Below are 10409 nucleotides of genomic sequence, written 5' to 3'. Positions count from 1 at the left end.
GGGCAGGGGTCTCCCCCCACCCCGGGCGGACGGGCCGCAATAGCCTCCCATGGAGGCCCCGGCCGGGCAGGACACTGCCGTGACCGCGGCCCCGGACCGTGGAACGGGGCTGCTTCGGCGCCGAAACCGTCGGAGCCGCCCCTGAGGCGCGACCGCGGGCACGGCCGTGCGGGTGGCTAGAGGACGACGGAGCCCTCACCGGTCAGCTTCTCCGGCGCGAGCACGGCATCGAGCTGCTCCTCGTCGAGCAGGCCCCGTTCCAGGACCAGTTCGGCCAGTGCGCGGGGCCCGTTCAGCGCCTCCTTCACGAGAGCCGCCGTGGGCGCGTACCCGAGGAGCGGCACCAGTCCGGTCGCGACGGCGAGGCTTCCCCTGGTCCGCGCGGTGACGGCCTCGCCGTCGGCGCGGATACCGCTCACGCAGCGCCCGGTGAGCAGGTCGGCGGCGTTCGTCAGGAGGTCCGCCGAGTCCAGGAGGGAGGAGGCGATGACCGGACCGAAGGCGTTGAGCTGCAGCTGCCCGGCCTCGGCCGCCATGGTCACGGTCGTGTCCGCTCCCACGACGAGGAACGCCACCTGGTTCACGGTCTCCGGGATGACCGGGTTGACCTTTCCCGGCATGATCGACGATCCCGCCTGCACGGCCGGGAGCACGATCTCCCGCAGCCCTGCCTGCGGACCGGAGGCGAGGAGCCTGAGATCGTTGCAGATCTTCGACAGCTTCAGCGCGCAGCGTTTCAGGAGCCCGGAGGCCGAGACGAACATACCGGTGTCGGAGGTCGCCTCGATCAGGTTGTTCGCCGAGGCCAGCGGATACCCCGTGATCTCGCTGAGCTCGGCCACCACGCTCCGCCGGTATCCGACGGGGGCGGTGATGCCGGTCCCGATCGCCGTGGCGCCGAGGTTGACCTCACGCAGGTGGGGCAGGAACTCCTCCAGTCGGGCTGCGTCCTCCCGGATCGTCTCCGCGAAGGCGGCGAACTCCTGCCCCAGGGTCATCGGCACGGCGTCCTGCAGCTGTGTGCGACCGATCTTGACGATGCCGCGGAAGTCCGCCGAACGTGCCTCGAACTCGGCGGCGAGCCGGAGGAGCGCGGGCACGAGCCGCTCGATGCCGCGGTGGACCGCGATCCTGACCGCGGTGGGATAGGTGTCGTTGGTGCTCTGGCTGCGGTTGACGTGATCGAGCGGGTCGATCACCGCGCGGGTCCCCGGCACGAGGCCGAGGATCTGCAGTGCCCGGTTGGCCACCACCTCGTTCACGTTCATGTTGGTGCTGGTCCCCGCCCCGCCCTGGACCCGGTCGACGAGGAGCTCCCCGTCGAGGCCGCCCCGCATGAGCTCGTGGCAGGCCGCGGCGATCGCCTGCTTCTGGGCGGGGTCCAGCAGCCCCTGCCGGGCATTGGCGCGGCAGGCGGCGAGCTTGACCGCCCCGTAGGCCCAGACGAGGTCGCGCAGTTCGCCCCAGGGGCGGCCGGTGACGGGGAAGTTCGCCCTGGCGCGTGCGGTGTTGATCCCCCAGAGCGCGTCCGCCGGGACCGACACCTCGCCGAGCGAGTCGGCCTCCGTCCTCTCCACGGGGACGTCCGCGCTCATGCCGGCCCTCCTCCCGACCGTCGTCCGGCGACGGGCGTGCGCCCCGCCGGGTCGGCGTCGGCGGGGCCGGGTTCCCGCGCGAAGTACTCGTGCGCCGTACGCGCGAGCAGCGTGGCGCCGTCCCCGATGACCCGGTTGGCCGCCTCCCCCACGCAGACGGCGGCGAACTCCGGCTGGTGGTTGCTCACCGGGAAGCAGTCCAGTCCGATGTAGGGGTGGATGGCGGGCACGTGCTGGGAGACGTTGCCCATGTCGGTCGAGGCGCGGTTCATCGTCCGGTGTTCCACGGGCGCGTCGAGCCTGCGCCCGATCGCGAGGGCGTGACGCGTGTAGATCTCCAGGGCGCGCTCGTCCGTGCGGAACTCGGAGTAGGGCCGGGACTCCGGTGTGAACTCCAGCGCGGTGTCCGTGGCCAGCGCTCCCGCCTCGAAGCACTGCTCCACCCGGCGGCGCAGCGGCTCCAGCTGGGCCAGGCTCTCGGCCCTGGTGTACCAGCGGCCCTCGGTGGTCCCGGGGATGGCGTTGGGCGCCTGGCCGCCCACCGTCTGGATCCCGTGGACGCGGGTGCCCGGCGGGAGCTGCTGGCGCAGCAGGCCGAGGGCCACCTGGGCGATCACGAAGGCGTCGTTGGCGTTGCGGCCCTCGTGCGGGTAGGCGGCCGCGTGGGCGGACCGGCCGGTGAAGCGGACGTGGTCGTGGGCGACGGCGTAGGGCTCGGCCCGCGGGGCGTCGACCGGGCCCGGGTGGGCCATCAGCGCCAGGTCCAGATCCCGGAAGGCTCCGGCGTCGAGCAGTTCGATCTTGCCCCCGCCGCCCTCCTCGGCCGGGGCGGCGATCACGTCGATGCGCAGGTCGAGCGGGTCCGCCCACGCCCGGAGCGCGATCGCGGCGCCCGCCGACATCGCGGCGATGAGGTTGTGGCCGCAGGCGTGGCCCAGGCCCGGCAGCGCGTCGTACTCGACGACGAAGCCGACCCGGCGCCGGCCGGTCCCGTAGGCGGCGTGCACCGCGGTGGGGAAGCCGAGGTAGGCGGTCTCGACGTCGAAACCGAACTCCTCGAGCAGCTCCGCCGTCCACCGTGCCGCGCGGTGCTCCTCCCAGGCGGTCTCCGGGTGGGCGTGCAGGGTCTCGGAGTAGGTGATCAGGCGTTCCAGGTGCTCCGTGGCACCGGGCTGCCCGCCGGGTTCAACGGTCATCGCCGGGCACCCCGTATCCGGGCGAGGCCGCCGGTTCCAGGCCGCGCCGGACGTAGTCGTCGCGCTGCGGGAGCCAGACCCCGAGCAGCCCCCGCAGCGCCTCGATCGGGTCCTCCTGCCAGTCGACGCGCAGGTCCGTGTCGCGCCAGCCGTTCGCGGACACGGTGGACAGGCCCGCGGAGTACACCGGTCCCGCCTCACCGCCGGCGGCCAGCCCGGCCGCGAGCGCGGCGAGGAGACGCTCCTCCAGCTCTCCCCCGGCGGAGCCGAAGGCCTCGCACATGGCCTCGGGGACACCGGGTCGGGAGAGCATGTTCCCCGCGGCCGCGCAGTGCGGTCCGGTGGCCTCCCCGTGGACGCCGAGGGTGAGCGCGCCGCTGTAGGTCGCCGCCGCCCCGGAGGCGTCCACCACGGTGAGCTGCCGGTAGTCGATGTCCGGCTCGCCGTCGACGACGGAGTCGAGCGCTTCCCGGGGGCCCGCGCCCGCGGCGAGCCCGTCCAGCAGCGCCGTTCCCAGCCGCGGGTCGGTGATGTTCTGCGAGGCGACAGCGCCGACGGAGTCGCGCAGGTGCACGACCCGTGCCGCGACCGCGGGGGAGGACGAGGCGGCGGCGATGCCGAACCGGCCGTCCTGGTGGGCGGCGATGGAGAAGGTCATTCCCCGCCTCCCGAGATCACGGCCGTCGCGTCGATCTCCACGAGCCACTCCGGACGGGCCAGGGCCTGGACGACGATGCCGGTGGAGACCGGGTGGACGCCCTTGAGCCAGCGCCCGATCTCGCGGTAGACCTCCTCGCGGTAGCGCGGGTCGACGAGGTAGATCGTCACCTTGACGATGTCCCGGAGGTCGCTCCCGGCCTCCTTGAGGAGCAGGTCGATGTTGGCCATGGCCTTCTCGGTCTGCGCGCGGACGTCGCCGATGCCCACGGATTCCCGGGTGTCCAGGTCCTGGCCGATCTGGCCGCGCAGGTAGACGACGCCGCCGGCCACCACCGCCTGGCACAGGTCGTTGTCGAGGTTCTGCTCGGGGTAGGTGTCCTTGGTGTTGAACGGGCGGATGCGCTTGTGCGTGGTCATGGTGTGGTCACTCCTGGATGCGGGCTCGGGTGTGGGACGGGCGCGGGTTCGAGTCGTTGTGTTCCATGTAGCCGCGCTGGATCGAGATCTGGTCGGCGACGTACTTCGCGTCGTGCCAGGCCCCCCAGAGGAAGCTGGAGCCGCGGCGGGACTGCCACGGAAGCCCCATGAAGTACACGCCGGGCTCGGAGGAGACCCCACGCTGGTGCCTGGGTCTGCCGTCCGCGTCGAAGGCGTCCACCTGCAGCCAGCCGTAGTCGGCGGTGAAGCCGGTGGCCCACAGGACGGACGTGATCCCGGCGGCGGCGAGGTCGAGTTCGAGGACGGGATCGGTCACCGACTCCGGGTCATCGCCCAGGATCCTGGCCTCCGGCTCCTCGGGGAGGTCGAGGCCGTTGCGCTCGACGTAGGCGTCGGCCTCGTCCAGCAGGGACAGGTAGTTGGCGTCGCCCCGCGCGATGTTGTCCCGCAGGTCGGGCGCGAAGCGGAGGGTCCCGGCGTCGAAGGACTCGGTCCGGCCGACCAGGGTGATGCCGCGGTCGGCCAGCGTCCGGAAGTCCACGGTGCGGCCGCCGTGCGCGCCGCTGACCGCGATCGTGACGTGTTCGGCGCCCTGCGGAGGGGAGGACGCCTCCCACTTGCCGAGCACGCCCAGCCACCAGACGAAGTCGTGTCCGCGGTACCTGCGCGGGGGGCGGTCGTGCGGTCCGACGGAGAGGTGGACCCGTCGGCCGGCGGCACGGAGCTCGTCGGCGATCTGGACCCCCGAGGAGCCCGATCCGACCACGAGCACGGCGCCCTCGGGCAGTTGGGCGGGGTTGCGGTAGGCGCTGGAATGGATCTGGACCAGGCCCGCCTCCTCGGGGATGATCGGCGGGACGGCCGGGCGCTGGAAGGGGCCGGTGGCGGCCACCACGTAGCGGGCGTCGAAGTCCCCGTCCGAGGTCCGGACCCGGAATCCCCTGCGGCCGGTGTGCCTGCGCACGGACGTCACCTCGACACCGCAGCGGATCGGCGCACCGATCTTCTCCGCGTAGGCGGCCAGGTAGTCGGCCACCTGCTCCTTGGAGGCGAAGTCCTCCGGGCCGAGGCCGGTGAACTCCAGCCCGGGGAAGCGGTCGTGCCAGACGGGCCCGTTGGTGACCAGCGAGTCCCACCGCTCCGAGCGCCAGCGCTCGGCGACGCGGTTCCTCTCCAGGACGACGTGCGGCACCTTGCGTTCGTTGAGGTGCTCACTCACCGCGATCCCGGCCTGCCCCCCTCCGACGACGACGACCTCGATCTCTTGGACTGACATGCGAAACCTCCAGGGTTCGGTCAACGCGTGTGGTTCCGCGGCGGCGGACGCGCTCTGCGTGCTTTCTCCGTGGACCCGGCCGGCTCTCCGGGGCGGTGTCCGCGGAGTCCGCCGGGCCGGGCCGCTCCACGGGCCCGTCCGCCGGGCGGATGGATCTGTTCTCGGGCGGGCCGGGGCGCCGGCCGGGCGCGGAGCGCACACGGACGGCCCCCGGCCCGCGTACTGCTCAGCGCGGGGCCCGGTCGCTCTCGTGCAGCAGGTCGGAACCGCTGGTCTCGGGCATGGTGCGCAGTGTGACCGCGCCGATGACGCCGATCACGATCATGGTGAACGCCGGGACCATGGTGCTTCCGGTGAGCGAGATCAGCCAGGTCATCAGGTACGGCAGGGTTCCGGCGAAGAAGGCCCCCGCGACGCTGTAGGCCATCGACAGGCCGCTCTGCCGGGTCCGTGTCGGGAAGAGCTCCGCCACCGTGGACGCGTGTGTGCCCAGGATGATCGCCAGGATCGCGGCCAGGCCGAAGGTCGCGGCGAACGCCGCCCAGGACGTGTTCACCTGCATCAGCAGGAACAACGGCACGGCGGCGACGATCAGCAGGGCGGCGGCGGTGTAGAGCACCGGCTTGCGGCCCACGCGGTCGGACATCCTGCCCGACAGCGGGATGATCCCCATGGCGACGACCGAGGCCGCCGCGGAGAGCAGGGCCGCCCGGTCGGCGGGCACCCCGACGATCTCCTCCTGGTAGGTGATCAGGTACACGAGGACGATGTAGAAGGTCGAGTTCATGAAGGTCTCGATGCCGACCGTCTGGAGGAACTGCCTGCCGTTGGAGCGGAACACCTCGACGACCGGCTGGCTGGGGACGTTGTTCATGTCCTCGAGGGCGCGGTACTCGGGCGTGTCCTCGATACGCAGGCGGATGTAGAGGCCGACCGCGGCCATGGGCACCGTCAGCAGGAAGGGGATCCGCCAGGCCCAGTCGAGGACGACCTCCGCCGGGAAGGCCGCGTGCAGGGCCCAGACGGCGATCGACGCGCACAGGAACCCGCCGACCGAGCCGAACTCGATCCACGAGCACCCGAATCCACGGCGCTTGGGCGGCGAGAACTCGGCGAGGAAGGCCGCGGCGGAGCCGAACTCCCCGCCCGCGGCGAGCCCCTGGATGATGCGGGCGACCACGAGCAGGATCGGCGCGAGGATGCCGACGGACTCGTAGCTGGGCAGCAGCCCGAGCATGAGCGTGCCCGCCGCCATGGAGATGATGACGATCGACAGTGTGGTCTTGCGGCCGAACCGGTCACCGAGGTGGCCGAAGAGCACCGAGCCGAGCGGACGCACGAAGAACGCGACGGCGAAGACCGCGAAGACCGAGAGCAGGCCGGCGGTGCCGTCCTGTTCGGGGAAGAACACCTGCGCCATGGTGGTGGCCAGGTACGCGTAGACGGCCCAGTCGAACCAGTGGACGAAGACGCCCACCGCTCCGGCGAACACACTCCGCCGCAGGTCCTTCTTGTCTACCTGCTCCGAGATCTCACTCGTCATTTCTCCTCCTGGGATCGTGTCCTCGCACGCGCCGAGGCCCCGGAGGCGCCGGTGGCCCCCAGCGCGCCGGAACGCTCTGGTGAATGATCAGGAGGTCGCTCGTTCGCGGGAGTGTGGAGTCGAGCGCCTTGCGGGGGCGCGGTAGAGCCCCCGGTGTTGTCGGCATCCGACCTGCCTGTGTCATGGGTCACCACTATCCAGGCGGAAGATAGGATCTGTAAAACACATAGATCCAAAGAACGCCTTCGGAAAAACCGATGGCTCCGGCAGGAGGGTCGAACCGGTGGGTGACGTGAGCCTGCGGCAGCTGGAGTACCTGAGGGCCATCGCCAGGCTCGGCTCGGTGACGGCGGCGGCGCGGGAACTGTTCGTGTCGCAGTCGACGGTGTCGACGGCGTTGACCGACCTGGAGTCGGCGCTGGGGGTCACCCTCTTCGTCCGTTCTCCGAAGGGGATGCTCCTCACGGCGTCGGGGCAGCGCGCCCTGGCCGTGGCCGACAACGTGCGGGCCAACCTCGAACAGCTCCGGGAGACGGCCAGCCGGGAGCGGGAGGAGGTCGAGGGGGACCTCACCGTCGGCTGCTACGCGACGATCGCGCCGATCCTCCTGCCGAAGGTGATCGCCGAGTTCTCGCGGCGGCACCCGCAGGTGCGGCTCTCCTTCGTCGAGGCGGCACACGGGACGCTGTTGGACGACCTGCTCAACACCCGGATCGACCTCGCGATCACCTACCACTACGAGCTCGACTCCGTACGCGCCATGAGCGGGGTGACAGCGCAGACGCTCCGGTCGGACCCGCCCTACGCGCTCGTCCCCGCGGACAGGGCATGGGACACGGAGGGCCCGCTGAGCCTTGCCGCCCTGGCCTCGGAACCGCTGATCCTTTTCGACCTGCCGCCCGCGGGCGACTACTTCCTCGGCCTGTTCGCCAAAGCCGGCCTGGTCCCGAACGTGCGCTTCCGTACCGCGAGCTTCGAGATGGTCCGCGCCCTGGTGGCCCGCGGGCTGGGCTGCGCGCTGCTCACCCAGCGCACCGCGCTCGAACGCAGTTACGAGGACCTGCCCTATGTGACCAGGGAGCTCGACATCGAGTCCGGGGGGCTCGGGATCGAGGTCATCGAGCCGACCGACCGCAGACCGGTGCGGCGGGTGCAGGCCTTCGTCGACGTCTGCCGGGAGATCATCGTCTGATCCCCGGCGCGGAACCGGCTCCGCCGCAGCCGATACGTGCCGGGGCTCCGAAGAACCAGGCGGGACACCGGTCTGCCCCCCGCGCACGCGGGGACGGCCCCGACCGCCCGACCGCCGTGTGATGCGCCCCCGGAGGCGACGCGGGACGCGGTCAGCCCGGGGCCGTCCGGCTGAGGTGCTCCCAGGACCGGTACAGTTCCGTTCGCTCCCGGTCCATCTGAAGGACGTGGTCGAAGGACCGGCTGCCGACGATGAGCCTCCGGGGCGGGTCCGGCAGTGCGACCAGCTCCATGACGGTCGGAGCGGCGGTGTCCGGTCCCGGAGCGACGGCGTCGCCCCACATCGCCTCCATCTCGGTGCGCAGGGGTCGGTACCGCGCCAAGGGTTCCGTGGCCGTGGTGCCGGCGGTGAACAGGCCGGTCTCGTAGCCGCCCATCTGCACGACGGTGACCTTGACGCCGAACCCCTCGACCTCCATCGCCAGCGCCTCGCTGACCGAGTCCAGGGCGGCCTTGCCCGCGCCGTAGAGGCCGACGGTGGCCATGCCGCCGCCGCTGCCCATCGAGGTGACCTGCAGGAGCCGTCCCCCGCCCCGGGCACGCAGGTGCGGCAGGACCGCCTGGGCCACCCACACGGCGCCGAAGAAGTTCACGTCCATGTGCGCCCGGATCTGCTCCTCCGTGGCCTCCTCCACCATGCCGTAGAGCATGGCGCCGGCGTTGTTGACGACCACGTCCAGCCCGCCGAACGCGGCCGCCGCCCGCTCCACCCCCTCGAACACGCCTCGGCGGTCGGCGACGTCCAACGCGAGCGGGACCAGGCGCTCGGGGTACTTCCCGGCCAGCTCCTCCAGGGGCCCGACGTCGCGGGCGGCGGCCACCACCCGGTCGCCGCCTGCCAGGGCAGCCTCGGCGAAGGCTCTTCCCAGGCCGCGGGATGCCCCGGTGATGAGCCAGACTCGTGCGTCCGCCATGACACCTCTTTCTCACAAAGGAAACGGTTCGTCTCGTTTCCTGCGAGTGTAGGACACTCCACCCAACCTAGCAATACGGCCCGTCTCGTTTCTTTTGCGGATAGGCTGGACGCATGTCCAACGCGAAGGGGCCGGACCACTCCCGGCGCAAGGAACGGTCCCGGCAGGCGATCCTCTCGGCCGCCCGCTCCCTGGTGGCGGAGCAGGCCTACGACAAGGTCACGGTCGAGGCCATCGCCGCCCGCGCCGGCGTCGGGAAGCAGACGATCTACCGGCGGTGGCCGTCCAGGAGCGCGGTCGTCTTCGCCGCCGTCCTGGCCCTGAGCGAGGGCGCGGACGGACAGTCCGTCGCACTGCCGGACACGGGCGACCTGGAGTCCGACCTCAAGCTCGTCATGCGGGCCACGGCGGAGGAGTTCGCCGACCCGTCCTTCGACAGGCTGCTCCGCGCCCTCAACACCGAGATCGCCAACGACGCCGAGCTGGCGGCCGAGTACCGCGAGAAACTGGCCCGCCCGCTGGACGAGGCGAAGAAGGCGCGTCTGCGCAGCGCCCAGGAGGCCGGCCAGCTCGATCCCGACGCCGACCTCGACCTGGTCCTGGAGGTGCTCTACGCCCCCCTCTTCCAGCGGTGGCTGCACCGCGGCGGCCCACTGACCCCCGCGTACGCCGACGCGCTCGTCGACGCGACCCTCAGGGCTTTCGGCCCGGCCCGCCCCTGACCCCCGGGCGTCCGCCGTCGAGCGTTCCGGCGCGGAGCCACAGGCGGTGACGCCAGGTCCGGAACGCCTGTGGCGCAGGACTTTCCGGGCATTGGTGACCGGTTTCGGCGTTCGCCGGGCGGGTCGGCGGAAGCGTCCCTAGGCTCGCCCGGAACGACCCCGAGGAGCCATGATGCCCACCCCGGCGGCGCGCCGCCTCCCCCGAGCCCGTGCGGCGACCCGGTCCCGGCCTCCTCCCCCGCCCCGTCCGGGCGGCGACCCACCGGTACGCGCGGGGGGACGGGACGACCGCCCCCACCGACCGGTGCCGCCGCACGCCGGAACAGGGATCCGGCCACACCCCCGGGGCATGGCCGGTTCCGGCCAGTGCGCCGTGCCTCCGATGCCGCCCCCACCCCGCCGCGCCGGTGGTATCACTGGGATTGCTCCCCGCGCACACCGGAACGGACCCCGGAGCGTGACAGGGCTGGGTACCCGGCCCGGGAAACAGTGGACCGCCCTGCCCCAGTGGCGCCGTTCCCGCTCGGTTGTACCCGGCCCCGGCCGTAGTGAGGGTTGACGCATGTCCATATGGTCCCGCGGTGACCGTACAGGAAGGGTCGAAGAGGCCCTGTTGATGTTGGAGGGACAGGGGATCATCGACGGGTTGGAGATCCTGCCCGCCGAGCCCAAGCCCTACCGGGTGCGCGTTCCGGCCGGCATCGTCCACATGGACGAGGACGAGGCGTCGATGTTCGCCCTGGGCGCCGTCGTGGGGGCGTTCGGCGGCGTCGCGCGCCAGCACGCCTGAGCACCGCCGCGCCCCGCCGTCCGC

10 protein-coding genes are annotated in these 10409 nt (G+C 72.0%); 3 read left to right on the top strand and 7 right to left on the bottom strand.

The window, feature by feature from the left end:
* Nucleotides 1-176: 176 nt before the first annotated feature.
* The 6 genes from ACWGL3_RS27680 to ACWGL3_RS27655 form a co-directional block, all read right to left on the bottom strand.
* Nucleotides 177-1595, bottom strand: coding sequence for an aspartate ammonia-lyase (locus ACWGL3_RS27680; RefSeq protein WP_452461963.1), 1419 nt, complete (start codon nt 1593-1595; stop codon nt 177-179).
* On the bottom strand, nt 1592-2791 hold the full coding sequence (locus ACWGL3_RS27675; RefSeq protein ID WP_452461962.1) for a M20 family metallopeptidase: 1200 nt from the start codon (nt 2789-2791) through the stop codon (nt 1592-1594). Before ACWGL3_RS27675 ends, ACWGL3_RS27680 begins: the two co-directional genes overlap by 4 nt.
* Nucleotides 2781-3449 (bottom strand): DUF1028 domain-containing protein, encoded by a 669-nt coding sequence (locus tag ACWGL3_RS27670; protein WP_344178632.1) that lies wholly within the window; start codon nt 3447-3449, stop codon nt 2781-2783. The genes ACWGL3_RS27675 and ACWGL3_RS27670 overlap by 11 nt, the downstream gene beginning before the upstream one ends.
* A complete protein-coding gene (locus ACWGL3_RS27665; protein ID WP_267949475.1) occupies nt 3446-3868 on the bottom strand; it encodes a RidA family protein in 423 nt (140 codons plus the stop codon). Before ACWGL3_RS27665 ends, ACWGL3_RS27670 begins: the two co-directional genes overlap by 4 nt.
* Nucleotides 3869-3875: 7 nt before the next feature.
* Nucleotides 3876-5165 (bottom strand): flavin-containing monooxygenase, encoded by a 1290-nt coding sequence (locus ACWGL3_RS27660; protein ID WP_452461961.1) that lies wholly within the window; start codon nt 5163-5165, stop codon nt 3876-3878.
* 226 nt (nt 5166-5391) lie between these two features.
* On the bottom strand, nt 5392-6708 hold the full coding sequence (locus ACWGL3_RS27655) for an MFS transporter (RefSeq protein ID WP_267949473.1): 1317 nt from the start codon (nt 6706-6708) through the stop codon (nt 5392-5394).
* A 283-nt stretch (nt 6709-6991) separates the two neighbouring features.
* On the opposite strand from ACWGL3_RS27655, the gene ACWGL3_RS27650 reads away from it, so the two are divergent.
* Nucleotides 6992-7900 (top strand): LysR family transcriptional regulator, encoded by a 909-nt coding sequence (locus ACWGL3_RS27650; RefSeq protein ID WP_267949472.1) that lies wholly within the window; start codon nt 6992-6994, stop codon nt 7898-7900.
* Between the two features lie 151 nt (nt 7901-8051).
* Here the strand turns inward: ACWGL3_RS27650 and ACWGL3_RS27645 are convergent, their stop codons facing one another.
* A complete protein-coding gene (locus ACWGL3_RS27645; protein ID WP_452461960.1) occupies nt 8052-8873 on the bottom strand; it encodes an SDR family NAD(P)-dependent oxidoreductase in 822 nt (273 codons plus the stop codon).
* Between the two features lie 113 nt (nt 8874-8986).
* On the opposite strand from ACWGL3_RS27645, the gene ACWGL3_RS27640 reads away from it, so the two are divergent.
* Complete coding sequence (locus tag ACWGL3_RS27640) at nt 8987-9595, top strand: TetR/AcrR family transcriptional regulator (RefSeq protein WP_267949470.1); 609 nt, start codon at nt 8987-8989, stop codon at nt 9593-9595.
* A 616-nt stretch (nt 9596-10211) separates the two neighbouring features.
* A complete protein-coding gene (locus ACWGL3_RS27635; RefSeq protein ID WP_267949469.1) occupies nt 10212-10385 on the top strand; it encodes a hypothetical protein in 174 nt (57 codons plus the stop codon).
* Nucleotides 10386-10409 lie beyond the last annotated feature (24 nt).

The sequence above is a fragment of the Nocardiopsis sp. NPDC055824 genome, from assembly GCF_053616335.1.
Note: the sequence above shows the minus strand (reverse complement) of the source record. Positions and strands in the feature narration are given on the sequence as shown.

Coding starts and splice junctions, on each gene's coding strand:
- ACWGL3_RS27635 (WP_267949469.1), top strand. CDS start 10,212: ATGTTGGAGGGACAGGGGATCATCGACGGGTTGGAGATCCTGCCCGCC.
- ACWGL3_RS27680 (WP_452461963.1), bottom strand. CDS start 1,595: ATGAGCGCGGACGTCCCCGTGGAGAGGACGGAGGCCGACTCGCTCGGC.
- ACWGL3_RS27675 (WP_452461962.1), bottom strand. CDS start 2,791: ATGACCGTTGAACCCGGCGGGCAGCCCGGTGCCACGGAGCACCTGGAA.
- ACWGL3_RS27655 (WP_267949473.1), bottom strand. CDS start 6,708: ATGACGAGTGAGATCTCGGAGCAGGTAGACAAGAAGGACCTGCGGCGG.
- ACWGL3_RS27665 (WP_267949475.1), bottom strand. CDS start 3,868: ATGACCACGCACAAGCGCATCCGCCCGTTCAACACCAAGGACACCTAC.
- ACWGL3_RS27645 (WP_452461960.1), bottom strand. CDS start 8,873: ATGGCGGACGCACGAGTCTGGCTCATCACCGGGGCATCCCGCGGCCTG.
- ACWGL3_RS27660 (WP_452461961.1), bottom strand. CDS start 5,165: ATGTCAGTCCAAGAGATCGAGGTCGTCGTCGTCGGAGGGGGGCAGGCC.
- ACWGL3_RS27640 (WP_267949470.1), top strand. CDS start 8,987: ATGTCCAACGCGAAGGGGCCGGACCACTCCCGGCGCAAGGAACGGTCC.
- ACWGL3_RS27670 (WP_344178632.1), bottom strand. CDS start 3,449: ATGACCTTCTCCATCGCCGCCCACCAGGACGGCCGGTTCGGCATCGCC.